Origin of the sequence: Leptospira alexanderi serovar Manhao 3 str. L 60 (assembly GCF_000243815.2) — a bacterium.
In the GTDB taxonomy this organism is placed as follows: domain Bacteria; phylum Spirochaetota; class Leptospiria; order Leptospirales; family Leptospiraceae; genus Leptospira; species Leptospira alexanderi.
The window spans coordinates 49,114-66,277 of record NZ_AHMT02000044.1 but is presented as its reverse complement, the minus strand read 5'-3'; the positions used below and the strand labels follow the sequence as shown (position 1 = coordinate 66,277).

Here is a 17,164-nt window from a genome sequence, read left to right as displayed (position 1 = left end):
TTGCAAGGTTCCCTAGAAAGGGAACTTTGTAGAAGCTCCCAAAAAAGAGAAAAATCAAAATGGCCAATCAAAAACTATTTACAGACTTTCCTCCCGTTACTCGGGAAGCCTGGATTGCACTCATTCAAAAAGACCTCAAGGGAGCGGACTTCGAAAAGAAACTAGTTTGGGAAACGGCGGAAGGATTTAAGATCCAACCCGTTTATACGAAAGACGATATCGGCGATAAACAATGGCTGACTTCCAATCTTCCCGGAACTATTCCCTTTGCCAGATCCACTCGAAAGCTCGTTCAAGACTGGAGTATTCGCCAAGACTTCGATTCACCTTCAGTAGCCGAAGCTAATCGGTTGGCAAAAGAAGCGACGACTAACGGTGTGACCGCGATCGGATTTATCATCGAAAATAAAACCTCTTCCCAAGCAGGAATTCCGGTACATTCTTCCAAAGATTTGGAAACGCTCATCGAAGGACTTCCTTTCGATCAAGTGACTCTTCACTTCATTGCGGAAGAAAGATCCCCCGAAATTTTTTCTTGGCTTCCCAAAGACAAAGTGTTTGTCGGAGGACTCGGATACGATCCGTATCGGATTCTTCTCAAACACGGAAAATCGGGAAAACATTCGATCACAAGGCTCAAAGAAATTTTGGAAACGATTGCTTCTTCTTGGCCGTATTACAGAGGTTTGTCGGTGAACTCTTCTACGTTTCGGGATGCGGGTTCCGCCATTTCGGAGGAGCTTGCGTTTACGTTAGCGGCGGCGGCCGAGTATGTACAACAACTTAAGACGACAGGAATGGACGTGGATACGATCGCTTCCCAGTTGATGTTCGAGTTTTCCATCGGTCCGGATTACTTTTTGGAAATTGCAAAGTTACGCGCCGCGAGAATTCTTTGGGCCGGGATTCTCAAAGAATTTTCTCCCAAGGAGGAAAATTCTCTCCACGCTTTTTTAAGCGCGCAGACTTGTAGATACAATTACAGCGCCTATGATCCGAACGTGAATATGCTTCGCGCAACAACCGAAGCCATGTCCGCCGCGATCGGTGGTTGTGAGGTCATCAGCGTTTCTCCGTACGACAGCGTTTTAAAAACTTCCGACTCGTTCTCCTTGAGAATCGCTCGGAACATCCAACTGTTGATGAAACACGAATCGCACTTGGATAAGGTAGTGGATCCTTCCGCAGGTTCCTATTATATCGAGTCTCTCACGGATTCGCTCACAAAAAAAGCTTGGGAAATTTTCTGTGAGATCGAATCTGTCGGAGGATTTTTAGAAGCCGTTCGAAAAGGAATCATCCAAAAAAGAATCGCTGAATCTAGAAAGAAGAAAGAAGAGAATCTTGCCAGCCGAAAGGAGATTCTTCTTGGAACTAACCAATATCCGAACGAAGAAGATAGAGTCCCTACTCTCAATCAGAATCAAACGTTAGGCGATATCGATAGCGTCGAAGGCGAAATCACTTGTGAAAAAATCTCCGAATTCAGAGCCGGAGCCGGAATCGAAGAAATTCGACTGAAAACGGAAAGTTTTTCAAAGAAGACAGGAAAGGTCCCGACTGTTCTTCTTCTCCCGATGGGAGATCTCAAAATGAAAAAAGCGCGCGCTATTTTTTCACAAAATTTTTTGGCTTGTGCGGGCTACAAGGTAGTCGATCCGGGAAGTTATTCCACTCCCGAAGAAGCGCTTCAAGGTTTGAAAGAAACAAAGGCAGATGTGGTCGTTTTCTGTACAAGCGACGAAGAAATAATCGGTTTTGTGGATTCTACCTTTGCGGTTTTGAAAAAACAAAATCACCATCTGGTCGGAGTCGTAGCGGGAAATCCAACGGAACAAATCGATTCTCTGGGATCCAAAGGAATCGAATTTTTCATTCACGTCAGATCCCAACATTTAGAAACTCTGAAACTCATTCAGAAAAGGCTGGGCATCTGATGAAACGTCCGAATTTTGATCCAAAACGTTATGCGTCACAGGGAGGCGGAAATGTTTCCAAATCCGACTGGGAAAAAGCCGCTCTTGGAGATTTAGGCCTTAATTCCATGGAACAAATTTTGTGGAATACTCCCGAAAAAATTCCGGTCAAGCCGGTTTATACCGCGGAAGATCTGGAAGGTATGGAACACCTCGATTACGTTGCGGGAATTCCTCCTTACTTGCGCGGTCCTTATTCCACGATGTATGTTCAACAACCTTGGACCATTCGTCAGTACGCCGGTTTTTCCACGGCGGAAGAATCCAACGCATTTTATCGTAGAAACTTAGCGGCAGGACAAAAGGGGCTTTCGGTCGCGTTTGACTTGGCGACTCACAGAGGATATGACTCTGATCACGAACGTGTGGTCGGGGACGTAGGTAAGGCGGGGGTTGCGATCGATTCGATTCTGGATATGAAAATTCTATTCGATCAGATTCCTTTGGATCAGATGTCCGTATCGATGACAATGAACGGAGCCGTAATTCCCATATTGGCGTTTTACATCGTAGCCGCCGAAGAACAAGGCGTCAGCGCGGACAAACTTTCGGGAACGATTCAGAACGATATTCTGAAAGAGTTCATGGTGCGCAACACCTACATCTATCCGCCCGCACCATCGATGAAAATCATCGCGGACATTTTCAAATACACTTCCGACTTTATGCCCAAGTTCAATTCGATTTCTATTTCGGGTTATCATATGCAAGAAGCCGGAGCCACAGCGGATATAGAACTCGCCTACACTCTCGCAGACGGTTTGGAATATTTAAGAACAGGAATCAAAGCGGGAATGGATGTGGATACGTTTGCGCCTCGTTTGTCTTTTTTCTGGGCGATTGGAATGAATCACTTTATGGAAATCGCAAAGATGAGAGCGGGACGTCTTCTCTGGGCTAAACTCGTAAACCAATTCCATCCTAAAAACTTAAAGTCCCTCGCACTCCGAACCCATTGCCAAACTTCAGGCTGGAGTTTGACCGAACAGGATCCGTTCAACAACGTAGCACGAACCTGTATCGAGGCGTTGGCCGCCGCGCTTGGTCATACACAATCCCTTCATACAAACGCGCTTGACGAAGCGATAGCACTTCCGACGGATTTCTCCGCGAGAATCGCAAGAAATACCCAGATCTTTCTTCAAGAAGAAACGAACATTCACAGAGTCGTGGATCCTTGGGGAGGTTCGTATTACGTCGAGTCTTTGACACATTCTCTCGCACATCGCGCTTGGGAATTGATCGAAGAAGTGGAAAAGTTAGGCGGAATCGCAAAGGCGATCGAAACCGGAATTCCCAAAATGAGAATTGAAGAAGCCGCCGCTCGCAAACAGGCTAAGATCGATTCCGGGAAAGATGTGATCGTAGGAGTCAATCGTTATAAGGCGAAAGAAGAAAAACCTTTAGATATATTAGATATCGATAATACTGCTGTAAGAGAGTCTCAACTCCGCAGACTCGCAGAGTTGAAGAAAAATCGAAACAACGCAGACGTAACATCAGCGTTGGATGCGATCACAAAATGCGCCGCCGGAAACACCGAAGGAAATCTTCTAGCGCTTGCAGTGGACGCCGCTCGCAAACGAGCGACTCTCGGGGAAATTTCGTACGCTATGGAAAAAGTATTCGGAAGATACCAAGCCACAATTCGTTCTATCTCGGGTGTTTATTCCTCCGAAATCGAGGACGATCCGGATTTCAAAAGAGCGAAAGAACTTTCGGACCAGTTTGCGATTTTAGAAGGTCGTCGTCCTAGAATCATGGTGGCTAAGATGGGACAAGACGGACACGATCGAGGCGCGAAAGTGATTTCTACGAGTTTTGCCGACATGGGATTTGACGTCGATATAGGACCACTTTTCCAAACTCCCGCGGAAGCCGCAAAACAGGCAGTGGAAAACGACGTACACATCCTCGGAATTTCTAGTTTGGCCGCGGGTCATAAAACCCTCGTTCCACAGGTAATCGGAGAACTGGGAAAACTCGGAAGAGAAGATATTATGGTCATCGCAGGCGGAGTGATTCCCCAACAAGATTATGATACTCTTTACAAGGCGGGAGTCACCGGAATTTTCGGACCGGGAACAAAAATCTCCAAAGCCGCCGTAGGTATTCTGGAACTCCTCATTCGAGATTTGGAAACTTCTAAAGTAAACGTATAAAGGAAAACGAGCCTTTGAGTTCCGAAGAACAATCGGAGATCCCTCCTATAAGCGCGATAAACCAACGCCTCGGAAGACTGAATAGAACGCTACCTTCCAAAGAGGAATTCATACAAGGAATTCTTTCCGGGAACAGAGTAATGCTCGCCAGAGCGATTACGCTCGTCGAAAGTTCGCGTGCCGATCACAAAAAACTTGCAGAAAAGATTATAGACGCTTGTCTTCCTCACTCCGGTAAATCGGTCCGGATTGGAATCACTGGAATTCCCGGAGTCGGTAAAAGTACATTCATCGAGTCCTTCGGAATGTATACCATCTCTCAAGGAAAAAAATTAGCCGTATTGACCATCGATCCTTCCAGCCAAATTTCGGGAGGAAGTATTCTCGGAGACAAAACGAGAATGTCCGAACTTTCTAGAAACGAATCCGCATTCATTCGCCCTTCTCCTTCGGGAGAATCCTTAGGAGGAGTCGCTCGAAAAACGAGAGAAACGATCTATCTTTGTGAGGCGGCAGGTTTTGATACGATCTTTGTGGAAACCGTTGGAGTCGGACAATCGGAAACAGCGGTACATTCCATGGTGGATTTGTTTTTGCTTCTTCTCATTGCGGGAGCGGGAGACGAACTACAAGGAATCAAACGTGGAATTATGGAAATGGCCGATTTATTTGCTATAACAAAAGCGGATGGGGACAACAAGACAAAAGCCGAAATGACCAGAACCGAAACCCAGTCCGCAATTCATTTTTTCCCAACAAACGAAAGCGGATGGATGCCAAAAGTGCTCACCTGTTCCTCTCTTTCGGGAGAAGGAATTCCCGAAATCTGGAATCAAATTTTAGAATATGAGAAAATTCTAAAGTCAAATGGTTCTTTCGAAATCCGAAGAACAAATCAAGCAAAGTATTGGTTAGAAGAAACCGTGTCCGAACATCTTATGGAAGATTTCAAGGCTCAAATGAAAAATCTCTACAAAGATATGAAAGAGAAAGTAAGCCGCCATCAGATCAGCTCCTTTCAAGCGGCTGAGAAATTGATCGCAGAATATCGAAAACGTATTTAAGAATAGATCGATTTAGATTTTAAAGTCCCATTCCGAATACGCTCTCGAACTCTTCCCTTTTGGTAGAGAATAGAGTTGTTGAAAAATTAATTCTCTATCCGTTTCTGCCCTATTGAAATGGACGTTTGAAGCAGTTTTGTTAATCTGAATCATGGAATTTTTCAACAACTCTAATATTCTTTTACGCAGCGTGTTTCAGTAAGATTATTTTCCCAAATCAAGAATACAATTCAACTTCAGCAAAAAGACTTAAAGGTGCCTTTATAAAACAACAATAAAGACGCACTTATATGAATAAATTATTTTTCGGAAAACGTTTTGTTTTCCAAATGAGGCACAAAAAATAAATCTTAAATTGAGTGAAAATCACCACATCTATTTGAAAGTCAATTCAACAATCGAAATCTATAATATTTAAGCCTAAAATTCTTCTTGCGCTGGCATATCCCATAAATGATACCAGTAAATATAGTGTTCTATCGAATAATTAAGACGCAAAACTAATTGGAAATAAATTAATTAGGGTTGCAGGTGAGTAATTGTGAAAACTTTTCAAATTCTTTCTTTATTTTTTATATCTTTGATTTTGTTCCATTGTGCAACTTCTTCCGCTGGAATTTCTACAAGCAACATTCCCGTTGCAGATCATAAATATAAAGTGATTGGTCCTGTGGAAGGACATAAAATCTGGAGTACGTTTGATATCGCAATTGTAGGAATTCCCCTCTCTGAACCTCCGATCGACAACCTAGTAACCACTATGTTGGCCGAAAAGGAAGCGGACGCTTTGATCAATATCCGATATTGGACCGATAAATACATTTTTCTTTTCATTACCGTCAATAGGCTCCATATCAATGCGGAAGCGATCAAATTCGAGGATCAACTCAATGGCCAAAGCGGCAAAAAAAGAAAATAAAGATCTGACGCCGCAGAGAACTCTCAAGCGCCCCATCGCAAGTGTTACATTGAGTCCGAAAAGCTGCGGCTTAGGGAGACTCCCCGCTTCGAATTTTTCTTCGTTTCAGATCGGCTTCTTTGCGGTTGTTCTTTTTTTCGTCTTTGGAAATTGTATGGGCTTCACTTTGTTTTCTCCCGGAGGAAGAGTGCGTTCACCGGCTCTTTACGATTCAGCAACGATTATACGAACTTCTGAATATGATATTTTAGAGAAAGAATCAGAGGGTGAGTCTTCTACGTTTTTTATCTTCGGAATCATTCCAATCACAAATCCGATTAGTATCGACTATGCGCTCAGCCAAGCGGTTCAAAAAGTTCCGGGAGGAAGAAGTCTTATAAATATTAAGGTTTGGCACGAAACACACGTTATGTTTCCTCTTGGAACAGTTTCCGTTTTGAAAGTCAAAGGTAGTGTAATTGGAGATAAAGAGGAAGCGGAAAGAGAAAGACTGAGATTACAAAAGAAAGAATCTTCCGCAGATGCTACTCCTTCGAAAGATGAAAAGCAAAATTCGAATTCCTCTTCCGGAGGAATTTCCGTCGGCCGTGAAAAACATCCTCCCCTTGAGTCTGGAGGTATTTCCGTGGGGGGCACCAAAAAGGATTAGTATGTTAGAATATTCTTTAGTAAATTCGTCCTTAGCCAAAAAGAATACGCTCGGACAAAGATTAGTACTTTTGCAACGTACTTTCTTGGGATTTATTTCCATTTTGATCCTGGCGGCATTTTCGCAAAATTGCGTAAAATCAGAGGTTGTTTCGGCGAGAGATTCTCAGAGCCAGATCTATGCCGCCGCAAATTATCTGAGCAATAAATGTGGAAATCCGATTCCCACTCCGATGCCATTCACTGTGCATAACGTTAAACAAAGGAATTTGGATATCTGCACGATCGCAATTACCCGCGCGGAATGTCCTTTTGTTTCGTATCCTTTGGCTTGCGTTCTAATCTATGTGGACAATCCCATCGGCGATATACCTTGGTATATAAACTTTCAGGAAGTATTCGTAAAAATTAAATTATAGCAAGGCGATGATGAAAATCATTAAAACCATATTAGTCATTCTTCGTGCCGTATCAATTGAACGATTCGTAACGTTGAAAAAACGAATTTCGTTTTTATTTCTTATCTTTCTTACGGTTCCAACTATGGAAGTATTTGCGGAAGTCTCTTTCCGTGCCCGTGTTTATTCTCGTAGTAAAAATTCGGGAGAGGCAAATGTAAGAGTTCTACTTTTTGAAACCCAAAAGTTCTATCAGACCGATGCGGAAGGATATTTTCAAGCAGCGGCCCCTTCTTCCGGTGCTTATACGTTTCGCATTCTAAAAGATACAGGGTTTCAGGAAATTCGCAAGGAAATTGGAGAAGGAGAGGAGCTTGTCATTCTTGATTCCGATCAGTCTTCCAAAAGTGGAAGCGGCGGCGGGGGATCGAAAGGTTCAATTAACGTAACCGGAGAGAGAGAAAAACAACTCATGTCTCGCACCAAACTCCGCTTTGAGGAGATTAAGCGAATGCCCGGTACTTTCGGAGAACCGCTCCGTTCGATTGAAACAATTCCTGGGGTCGTTCCTGTTTCCGCTTTCGGGGGAGGTGCAAGCAACTACTCCTTCCGAGGCGCCGATCCGACTACGAATCTTTATCTTTACGACGATCTTCCTATTTTATATCCGTTTCACTTTGACGGTTTGACCGCTACGATCAACGGAAACTTAATCAAATCGATGGACGTTTATACGGGAGTTCTCCCCGCAAACTTCAACAACGCGTTAGGGGGGGTAATCGAAATCGAATCTCCCGATAAAGTGGAACGATCCAGCGGAAATTTTTTGTCTTCTCTCTGGGCCGCCTCCGCGAATTACCAAACCACTTTTGCGAACGGAAAAGGTTATATCCTGGGTGCTGTGAAAGTCGGTTATATGGATAAAACATTTGAGACTCTCGGAACGATTACGGGTGTTAGTTCTCTTCCGGATGGGGTGCGCTTGCCGCGTTATACGGATTCTCAAGTGAAAATGGTCTATAACTTCAACGATAAGCACCAGATTTCATTCTATTCTTTGACTGCAAAAGATGATACCGCGTTCAATCCTCGTACCAAACGACAAAATGATCCTACTAAGGACCAATTTGCCGAATATTCGGGTGGGAATCTTTCATTAGGTCAAGGTTATCGTACTCAGGCCTTACGTTATATTTGGAGACCTTTCGAAAAATTCGTCAATCGAGTTACCTTGATCAGTTACGATCCATTTGTGGATTACAATGTTTTATTCGGCTCCTTGAAAGCGAAACAAAGAGCAAGTGGCGCTTATACCGGGATTCGACAAGATGCTTATTGGGATCCCAATAAGCATTTAACCTTGGAATTCGGTTCCGAAATGCGACTCCTCAACTACAAAACTTCGGGCAATACAATCCAACAGACCGATCCGAATAATCCCGACCCAAATCCGTATGATACGGTAACTCCCGACTTTAAAACCGTTTCGGACACGAACCGAGTACAAAGCAAATACTATAACGCTTATACAACGATGAAGATCAAATTCGGCGGTCTACTTATCGAACCCGGCGCGAGGTACGATTACATTCCTTATATCAAAAACGGCGCGCTCGGTCCGAAAGCACAAATGTCCTATAAGTTCGAAGAAGGTCCTCTCAAAGGAACGACCATTTTCGGAGGTGCGGGAAATCATTTTAACTTTCCGTTGGACACCCGTTTTTCCGAACAAAGCGGAAACCCTCACCTGAAATTTCAAAAAGCCTTTAAATACGGCGGAGGGGTCGATCATCAGCTCACTTCCAATTGGCAAGTTAAAGGTGAAATTTTTAAACAGGAATTTTCCAACTTGATCGTAACCGATCCTTATATTACGGAGATTATTGGAACGAATCCGGATCAGTACGGAAAAGTTTTTCAGCCTTACGTTGTCAATAAACCTCTCAATTATTCGAACAACGGATCCGGCCACTCTCGAGGTTACGAACTCTTAATCCGTAAAATTGCCACTCCTGGAAAGAGAGATTGGTTCGGTTGGATTTCCTACACATGGTCTCAAACATTCAGAAATCCTAATATTTATAAACCAGACGGAATTATAGCTCCCGTTGCTACCGGGCCGGAACAAAGATTGCTCGCTCAGTCTTATCATAACTCGAAGGAAACCTTATATGATTACGACCGTACTCATATCATCAACGTAGTTTTCGGTTGGAAATTCAGCCAGGATTGGCAACTTGGCGGAAGGTGGTCTTACTTAACTTCCATGCCAATTACTCCGATCGTAGGAGACGACGGCGGTAGATTTTCTAATCCGACGAACAACCAAACGATTTGGGCGCCGGTTTCGGCAAACAATCCATATCTCGCCGACTATATCAATACGAAGCGACTTTCGGATTATCACAGATTTGATATCCGAATTGATAGATTCTTAAATTACGAATGGGGCTACGTAAACACATTCTTCGAAATTATCAACGTCTACATGAGACAGAACGTTTCCGGAGAAACTTTCAACGTTACGCGTCCTTATTCTTCTACAAACCCGAAACCGAGTCCGACATTTGGGACCATTGCATTACCGGGGGGCGTAGTCATTCCGTTCTTTAACATAGGAATCGAGGTGAAGTTCTAATGAAAAAGAATCCTTTCACCATTTCGTGGAAACGAATCGGAAACTTTTCGTACTTCCTATTTGTATTCCTTTTAATTTGGAATTGTAATAATTTTCCGAACGAAAGCGATAATTTCAACAGAGAAAACGAAAAAAGAGTCCTTCTCCAATATTTACTTTTGTCTCCGACGGATCCGGTTGAATCTTGTGTCACATCCCTACAAGCGGCTCAAACTTGTCTGAACAAAACTCCCGATTTACCAACCCCACTTTCGGAAGCCGCCATCGTTACCTTGTTTAGCAATGGGAACACATCACTTGGAACATATCAGGATTTTTGTAGTGTTTTGCTAAACTCCCCTACGTTCGCAAAATTTACGAATAGAGCCAAAACCTGCGTAATGAATTGTAATCGATCCTATTGGTTGAGTAAAGATTCTGCGGGAACCTGCGGGGAAAGTGGGCTTTCTCAGATTTCAGGATTATCTACCGGAACTTTTTCTTGCACAAAAACTTGTGTGAGTATTTCTGGGGAATAAAAAATATTGTTTTAAAGAGAACAATTACAGTTTGAGACCTTATCGGTTTTATAAAATAAAGTATATTAGAGGATCCAATTATGACTATGTTTTTAGTTGAATACGGCGAGACGTTCATTTTTATTGTCATGCTTGTAGCCAGCATTATCGCTCTTGCAGTAGGAACAGAAAGAATTCTAATTTTTCGCAGAAATCTTAGAAATACTGACGTAGTTCTTCCTATCTTAACCTCTGAAATTAGAAAGGGAGATTTTGGAGCCGTAAAGACTATAGCAAGCGAAAACCCCACAAATATATATGCAAAGTTTTCCCAATTTTCCACAGAAAATTACGAAGCCGGCCACGAAGCCCTCTCAGAATTGCAAGAAGGTAAAATCATCGGAGAAAGAATTGAACTCGAAAACCACCTTCCGATTTTAAACACTTTAGGAAATAACGCACCTTTTATTGGTCTACTGGGAACGGTTCTTGGTGTGATCAAAGCCTTCTACGGACTGGGAACGTTAGGAAGTACTGGGGCTGAATTCGTAATGAGAAGTATCTCTACGGCCCTTCTTGCAACCGCCGCCGGATTAGGAGTTGCAATTCCGGTCGTAATGGCGAACAACTATTTTACTCGTAAATTAAAGATCATTCAGGCAAATTTGGAAATTCTTTCAAAAGAGTTTCTTGCAAGTCTTTCCCGTAAGAAATAAACTTATAAGGAGAAGGTAAAAAAACATGGCAGGTTCTGCTCCCTCCGGCGACGGAGAAGAAATAGGCAATATTAATATCACTCCGATGGTGGATGTGATTCTAGTTCTTTTAGTGATCTTTATGGTGACTGCTAACTTCTTAAAAAAAGAATCCATCAACATCAATCTTCCCAAGGTTTCGGCGGCGGATCCGAATGTGGCTCAATCGGTTCAAGTCGCTTTGACCAAGGACGGGAAAATTTTGATAGAAGGTGTGGAAGCTTCTATAGAAAAATTACAAGCTCAGCTTGAAAGAGATTCTAAAATTAAACCGAATATGCGTCTGACTCTTTCGGCCGATTCCTCTCTTTCATATGGGAAAATCGCGGAAACGATGGGAGTGATTCGTAAAGCTGGAGTTACTAGAATTGCGCTTTCGGTAAAACGTTAAGGGAAACGGGAAAGTAGAATGGTAAGCGTTTCTGAAATTAAACAAAAAATCATTCGATTCGGTTTGTTCCGATTTTGTCTGATCGCGTCCTTTACTTTGCATTCACTTTCAATCGGAATTTATTTCATCGCGACCTATATTCCCGATGCGGAGATCTCTTCTGAGGATTTGGATAATCAGGACGTGGAAGTGGATTTAGAAGACATCCCTCCCGAATTGATTGGCGGGACCTCTTCTCCTGCTCCCGTTGAAAAACAGGAATGGGTGGAAGGTTCCAACAAAAATGCGGATGACCCGATCGATGAAGATCTGAATCCGAACGCTCTTTCCGGAAACGGAACTGACAAAGACGGATTCTTATTTTCTTACAACGGAGATAAAACTCCAACTCCGATTATCGATTTTGATTTGAGAGATTTTTTTCCACCTCAAGCAAAATCCGCTGGGATCGTAACAAAACAAGTTGTAGTCATTGTTCAAATCGATGAACAAGGAAATCTACAAGGAGCAAAAGTCGCTTCCGGAAAGGCAGGCTTCGGTTTTGACGAAGCGGCACTTAAAATCGTCAAACTGGCGCGCTGGAGTCCTGGATACGTCCAAGGAAGACCGACAAAAATGTCGCATCGGGTTCCGATTCATTTCAATCTCGAAGACTGATTTTATTTCAAATTTCAGCTCTTCGAGATTCTTACTCAAACAATACTTTTTCGTTTTCCATTCTTTTCAAGAACCAGAAGTTCTCTTCTTTGAAATTTAAAAAATTCCTTGCGGAGTCGAATTGCAAGTTCATACTTCATTTTTGGCTGAAAAAAATCAGCCGATGGAGACAAAGATGAATTTGAAAGCGTTTGCTTGGATCGGTTTACTATTTTTTACTTTACCGCTTTTATCGGTACCCGCTCCCCCTACCCTTGAACATCAGGTTAAAAATTCCGATTACATAGCTCTCACTCGAATTACAAACGTTCGCGAAAAAAAATTTCCGAAACTTCGATTTCCGTAATAGCTACGGTTGAAATTCTAAAACCCTGGAAAGGCGGAGAAAAACTTCCCGCCAAGTTTGAAATCGGATTTATGATCTTTCCGGAACTTTTAGGAAAATGGCTGAAAGCCGCTCCTCCTGAAGGGGATTACATTCTATTCTTAAATCAAAAAACAGTTAAGGATAGCAAAGGGAATGAATCACAGTTGATTACACTCTACGAGCCCCATCCCTTTGCGTTTAAAGAATATTCCAGAGAAACGGAAGATAAAATCCGGGAAGTAGTTCAATCCCAAAAAGGAAATTAATAGGAAAGTATATGAGAATTTTAAAATATTCTATTTTAACATCGATTCTTTTTTCGCTCGCTCTTAATCCAATTTTTGCGCAACCGTTGACTCGTTCTTTGGGGATGCAACAAGAATCCTCCGAACTCCTTTCCTCCTTAAGGGACACGAATCCGTACGGAATTTCTCACAGAGGGCTTGCTTCGAACGTGGACCTTTCTCCTTCCATGCCTCCCGTAGGAAATCAGGGGGAACAAGGCAGTTGTGTCGCTTGGTCCACCGCCTACGCAACTAAAAGCTTCCAAGAATATATCGAAAGAAAAGGTTCCAAGGATTGGTCTCTCAGAACCCCCGAAGGAACTCCGAATTATAGCAAAATCTTTTCGCCCGCGTTTATCTACAATCAAATCAATGGAGGAAGAGACAACGGATCTTTGATCTCCGACGCGATGCGTGTGATCGTGGAAATGGGAGCGGCACCTTGGGAAACAATGCCCTATAATTCCGCCGACTACAGAGCCCGCCCTTCTCAAGCAGCAATCGACGCCGCTTCCAAGTACAAGGCTAAAGAATTTTTAAGGGTGAAAACGACAGACATAACCGAAGTGAAAGCGCAACTTGCGGAAGGTAAGCCGGTTGTCGCAGGAGTTTTGGTTTATGAGAACTTTTTCAATCTGAAAGGAGATCAGATTTACAAAGAGGGTCTAGGCAAAACCTACGGAGGACACGCGATCGCAATCGTCGGTTACGACGATTCTAAGAATGCCGTAAAATTCATCAATTCTTGGGGAACGGACTGGGGCGACCAAGGTTACGGTTATATAGACTATCGTTGGTTTACTCGAATTTGTCAAGGCGCCTTCGTAATGATCGACCAGGTTGAAACCGTCAGCGATCAAGGAAAGCCGGATTCCAACACTCCCGAACCCACTTCGATCGTGAGTGATTCCAATCCAGTAGCACCTTCTTCCATCACCGCTTCTCAAGGAAGTTTTACGGATAAGGTTTTAATCAACTGGGAAGTCGTTCCGAACGCAGTCGGATACGAAATTCATAGAAAGGGTCCAGGAGATTCCGATTTCGGGAAGATCGGTTTAGCGAGCACGAATAGCTTTAACGATGACGGAGTTCAACCGAATCTCGCGTATAGATACAAGATTATGACTTTAACGGATTCTTCCGCTTCCGATTTATCTCAGGGCGAGGTAATCGGATTTGCAAAAACGGAAGAACTAAAACCTCCTCCCAAGGTTTTGGGGGTGAAAGCGACACAAGGTCAATACGACAACAAAATCGAACTCACTTGGGAGCCGGGAGCCGCTTCTTCCGAATACCAAATCTTTAAATGGAATAAGGCTCAGAAGAGATATAATCCGATCGGGAACTCCAAGATCAACAGTTATGTGGATCATTCCGCGGCAAAAAAAGGTATTGTGGAAATCTATGTAGTTTCTGCTAAACTTAGCGGAAAAACCGGAGAACCTTCCGATGCGGTGAGCGGTTTTACAGCTCAACCGAAGACCCCTCCCGCAAAGCCGTTGGGATTAGTTGCTAGCCGAGGTTCTTATCAAAATAAAGTAGAATTGAAATGGCAGAAAGTTTCTGGAGCTTCCAAATATTTCGTATTTCGATATGTAAAATCCGGTTGGATTGGAGGAGGAGCTTGGGAAAAAATTTCCGAAACGGGAGCGGAAGAATTCATCGATGAAAATCTGCCCGCTCGATTCGCATACTATTCCGTAACAGCCGTAAATTCGGAAGGGAAAAACGGTCCGTTCTCAAGTTTTGCCTATGGATATACCGATCCCAACAAACAAAGGGGGGTAAAAATTACTTCTCCTGAAAACCTAAAAGGTGTTCTAGATACAAAAGCGGCTAAGATAAGTCTGACTTGGGATAAGACGAAAGAAGCATCAGAATATTATGTTTTTCGTAAGAAAAGAGGAGAATCAAAATGGACCTTTCTCGGTTCCGCGGGAAACAAAAACGATTACGTGGCTGCCGTCCCGGAAAAAGAAACTTTATTTCTTTATTCTGTGGCTTCAAAAACTGATCTCGGGGGAGAAAGCGAAAAATCCCTTCCAGTGTCGGCCGTAATCTCCGCCGCAGTTACCGCTCCTAAAAAAAGAACCTTCGGTGGAGATTCCACTTTGGAGAAATTCAAGGGGCCTTGGACCGCAATGGCCTGGGATGGAAATAACGGAGTAAGTCAAGTGCTTTTAGAAATCGAAAGTCAGGATAATGTCAATTACACCGTAAAGTTCAATAAAAAGAAAATCTTCGAAGGTAAATACGTAGAGGAATCACCGATCATCGACAAGGACGGAAAATTTAAAATAGAGATCGAAAAATCGGGGGATGCTCTTTCGGTCACGATGAAAGACGTATCGATTGTAAGTCAAAAATCCAACTTGTCCTTCCTAAAAGAATAAGAAAATCGTTGATTAGGAGTTAGTAATATTTTACCGCGCTAATCTCTCGTAAGCCGGAAAAGTGATTGAGATCATGGTGGTTAAAAAAGCGGGAATTTTTGTGGGAGTCCTCACAAAAAGGAGACTTTCTATTTACAAAATTATGATTTTGTGATAGAAAAAAACCTCAAGTCTTCCCCACCACCTCTTCCTTCTCCACTCATGTCGTCGGTTCATACATCAGGAAAAATCAGGCACAACGCTTTCGAAGGGCGCGTTGTGGGCGACTTTTATTCACGGAGGATTGTCGTACTTCCGACGGATTTTATCTTGGATCCAAATAGAACTTAACTTAACGTGAGTTCGGTATAACAAAATGCGAAAGCGATTATATGTTTCGACCCGTAGGGAGAAACATTGAGTTAAAGCGCGGTCGCGAGCATTTTATCTATGAAATTCGCGAGCTGCGACGACAACCCGCAGAGCGACCTAAACACCGACCCATAGGAAGGTGTTTGCTGAGTTCAGGGAGTCGTTGCACTTTAGTTTCTTATTCGCTCAAACTTTTTTACGCCGAACTCACGTTATTTAAGAAACAAGTTCCAGTTCTTTTGCGAGTTTGAAGATATTTCCTTTTTTCTTTAATCTGAAAAGAAGTTCTTCTGAACTCAAAATTTGATTCACGATTGTTTCCGGAAGATCCTGCATATCTTTAAAAATTTCCTTATATTCTTCGACGGAAATCTTCTTACAGAATAGATTGGTTTGGAAATAATAGACTTGGTGTGTAATTAAGAAGTTCAAGGAATCTATGTCTTCCAAAGCCTCGGCTGTGATAATCGCTTCCCGATTATCCGAAAGTCTCCTGCAATAATCGATAAATGCTAAGTTATCCAAAAATTTAGTAAGATCCTGATTGGCCTTAAATTTAAAACTGATCGGATCAAGTTTGAATTCTTTAATCATTTCTCCCAGATCCAAAACAATCTGGTGGCTTTGGCTTTTGACTCCGAAATCATCTGCCGCAAAACTGATCCCAAAATTCCAGAATCTCTTACATACGCTCTTGAGTGTGACATCTGTTTCTTCGTACGGTTTTTCAATTAATTCCATTCTTATGAGAGCCGGATTTAGATTTTGATTGAGAAGAAGATTATGAAAACGAGTTACTTTTTCGTCTGTATCAAACGTATCGATAAGAGTCTGCGGAGAAATGTTAAATTTTAAAAGGCCAGGGGCTCCGTTACAACATACAGTCAATTTTTCCAAAATCAGAAGTTCGATTCGATTTAGATCCTGATCGTGAGGAATATCCCGAATAAGATCCGCATAACCCGAGTAAGCTTCTCCTCCGACAAATACCTCCCCTCCTTTCATAGAATACGTGCGTGCCTTATGATTGTAGTAAATGATCGGCTGAATGACAGCATCCGCTTTTTCACCAGCAAAATAATCATTGACCCGATTGAGATAAGTCCAACTCCAACGGATGAGATTGTCCTGCAAATTTTTGAGCGAAGAAACTTCCAATTCATGAAAGATTTCGTCCACATAAGAAATATAATTACATTGGGTTCTTGCAATTCCGAAATCGAAATTCATAGAACCGTTTTTGATCGAAACCTCTCTGAATCGTCCAAGAAGCGAATCAAAGTTTAAAAATCCGTTTGAGCCGCCGTTCATTTGAATCGGAGCGACTCCGATCAGCAGATTCTTTTTATCTCCATAACAGTAATAAGAATAGTGGTTTTCCGCACCGGGGCACAGTTCCGATATTTTGATTGGAACAAGTTGTAAGAAATCAATAAAGGATAAGGATTTTATATCTTGAAACCGAAGAAGAACAATCGGCTTACCTCTGTTTTCGTTGATAAAGACGTTTTTGAACTGCTCAATTTTACCTTCGTCAAAGGATCGGATCTTCAGACTTTTAGAAGTTGTCATTTTAACCTTTATGATTCAAAAAATCTTACTGGATTTGAACCGATTCGTTCCAAAAATTCCAATAAAATATTCCTTTTAAAGATTTTCTTTGT

General features: G+C 42.5%; 13 protein-coding genes and 1 pseudogene. 13 read left to right on the top strand and 1 reads right to left on the bottom strand.

Features of this window, described 5'->3' with window-relative positions:
* Positions 1-59: 59 nt before the first annotated feature.
* The 13 genes and pseudogenes from LEP1GSC062_RS13820 to LEP1GSC062_RS13755 all read left to right on the top strand — a co-directional run bounded on the left by LEP1GSC062_RS13820 (position 60) and on the right by LEP1GSC062_RS13755 (position 15,149).
* Entirely contained in the window at positions 60-1,937 is a 1,878-nt protein-coding gene (locus LEP1GSC062_RS13820) for a methylmalonyl-CoA mutase family protein (protein ID WP_010579214.1), read from the top strand.
* On the top strand, positions 1,937-4,138 hold the full coding sequence (scpA, locus tag LEP1GSC062_RS13815) for a methylmalonyl-CoA mutase (RefSeq protein ID WP_010579213.1): 2,202 nt from the start codon (positions 1,937-1,939) through the stop codon (positions 4,136-4,138). The genes LEP1GSC062_RS13820 and scpA overlap by 1 nt, the downstream gene beginning before the upstream one ends.
* 14 nt (positions 4,139-4,152) lie before the next feature.
* Positions 4,153-5,202 carry a methylmalonyl Co-A mutase-associated GTPase MeaB gene (meaB, locus tag LEP1GSC062_RS13810; protein ID WP_010579212.1) on the top strand — a complete coding sequence of 350 codons (1,050 nt, stop codon included), beginning with the start codon at positions 4,153-4,155 and terminating at the stop codon, positions 5,200-5,202.
* 541 nt (positions 5,203-5,743) lie between these two features.
* On the top strand, positions 5,744-6,121 hold the full coding sequence (locus LEP1GSC062_RS13805; protein ID WP_020984587.1) for an LIC20211 family lipoprotein: 378 nt from the start codon (positions 5,744-5,746) through the stop codon (positions 6,119-6,121).
* Positions 6,093-6,770, top strand: a complete 678-nt coding sequence (locus LEP1GSC062_RS13800; protein ID WP_020984613.1) for a hypothetical protein — start codon at positions 6,093-6,095, stop codon at positions 6,768-6,770. Before LEP1GSC062_RS13805 ends, LEP1GSC062_RS13800 begins: the two co-directional genes overlap by 29 nt.
* Position 6,771: 1 nt before the next feature.
* Complete coding sequence (locus tag LEP1GSC062_RS13795) at positions 6,772-7,188, top strand: hypothetical protein (protein WP_010576274.1); 417 nt, start codon at positions 6,772-6,774, stop codon at positions 7,186-7,188.
* Positions 7,189-7,198: 10 nt separating this feature from the next.
* Positions 7,199-9,805: a TonB-dependent receptor plug domain-containing protein gene (locus LEP1GSC062_RS13790; protein WP_010576275.1), complete on the top strand. Its 2,607-nt coding sequence runs from the start codon at positions 7,199-7,201 to the stop codon at positions 9,803-9,805.
* Positions 9,805-10,323: a hypothetical protein gene (locus LEP1GSC062_RS13785; RefSeq protein WP_010576276.1), complete on the top strand. Its 519-nt coding sequence runs from the start codon at positions 9,805-9,807 to the stop codon at positions 10,321-10,323. The genes LEP1GSC062_RS13790 and LEP1GSC062_RS13785 overlap by 1 nt, the downstream gene beginning before the upstream one ends.
* An 80-nt stretch (positions 10,324-10,403) precedes the next feature.
* Complete coding sequence (locus LEP1GSC062_RS13780; RefSeq protein ID WP_039942139.1) at positions 10,404-11,018, top strand: MotA/TolQ/ExbB proton channel family protein; 615 nt, start codon at positions 10,404-10,406, stop codon at positions 11,016-11,018.
* 25 nt (positions 11,019-11,043) lie between these two features.
* The gene (locus LEP1GSC062_RS13775; RefSeq protein WP_010576278.1) at positions 11,044-11,448 is read left to right on the top strand and encodes an ExbD/TolR family protein; all 405 of its coding nucleotides are present in this window, start codon (positions 11,044-11,046) and stop codon (positions 11,446-11,448) included.
* An 18-nt stretch (positions 11,449-11,466) separates the two neighbouring features.
* On the top strand, positions 11,467-12,105 hold the full coding sequence (locus LEP1GSC062_RS13770) for an energy transducer TonB (RefSeq protein WP_010576279.1): 639 nt from the start codon (positions 11,467-11,469) through the stop codon (positions 12,103-12,105).
* A 175-nt stretch (positions 12,106-12,280) separates the two neighbouring features.
* A pseudogene (locus LEP1GSC062_RS24865) lies at positions 12,281-12,738 on the top strand (LIC_20196 family exoprotein).
* A gap of 11 nt (positions 12,739-12,749) precedes the next feature.
* Entirely contained in the window at positions 12,750-15,149 is a 2,400-nt protein-coding gene (locus LEP1GSC062_RS13755) for a C1 family peptidase (protein ID WP_010576280.1), read from the top strand.
* A 567-nt stretch (positions 15,150-15,716) separates the two neighbouring features.
* Here the strand turns inward: LEP1GSC062_RS13755 and LEP1GSC062_RS13750 are convergent.
* A complete protein-coding gene (locus LEP1GSC062_RS13750) occupies positions 15,717-17,072 on the bottom strand; it encodes an EAL domain-containing protein (protein ID WP_010576281.1) in 1,356 nt (451 codons plus the stop codon).
* Between the last annotated feature and the right edge of the window lie 92 nt (positions 17,073-17,164).

Excerpts from the sequence above, each read along its gene's own strand:
- LEP1GSC062_RS13820 (WP_010579214.1), top strand. The coding sequence starts at position 60 with ATGGCCAATCAAAAACTATTTACAGACTTTCCTCCCGTTACTCGGGAA.
- scpA (WP_010579213.1), top strand. The coding sequence starts at position 1,937 with ATGAAACGTCCGAATTTTGATCCAAAACGTTATGCGTCACAGGGAGGC.
- LEP1GSC062_RS13800 (WP_020984613.1), top strand. The coding sequence starts at position 6,093 with ATGGCCAAAGCGGCAAAAAAAGAAAATAAAGATCTGACGCCGCAGAGA.
- LEP1GSC062_RS13795 (WP_010576274.1), top strand. The coding sequence starts at position 6,772 with ATGTTAGAATATTCTTTAGTAAATTCGTCCTTAGCCAAAAAGAATACG.
- LEP1GSC062_RS13790 (WP_010576275.1), top strand. The coding sequence starts at position 7,199 with ATGAAAATCATTAAAACCATATTAGTCATTCTTCGTGCCGTATCAATT.
- LEP1GSC062_RS13785 (WP_010576276.1), top strand. The coding sequence starts at position 9,805 with ATGAAAAAGAATCCTTTCACCATTTCGTGGAAACGAATCGGAAACTTT.
- LEP1GSC062_RS13780 (WP_039942139.1), top strand. The coding sequence starts at position 10,404 with ATGACTATGTTTTTAGTTGAATACGGCGAGACGTTCATTTTTATTGTC.
- LEP1GSC062_RS13775 (WP_010576278.1), top strand. The coding sequence starts at position 11,044 with ATGGCAGGTTCTGCTCCCTCCGGCGACGGAGAAGAAATAGGCAATATT.
- LEP1GSC062_RS13770 (WP_010576279.1), top strand. The coding sequence starts at position 11,467 with ATGGTAAGCGTTTCTGAAATTAAACAAAAAATCATTCGATTCGGTTTG.
- LEP1GSC062_RS13755 (WP_010576280.1), top strand. The coding sequence starts at position 12,750 with ATGAGAATTTTAAAATATTCTATTTTAACATCGATTCTTTTTTCGCTC.
- LEP1GSC062_RS13750 (WP_010576281.1), bottom strand. The coding sequence starts at position 17,072 with ATGACAACTTCTAAAAGTCTGAAGATCCGATCCTTTGACGAAGGTAAA.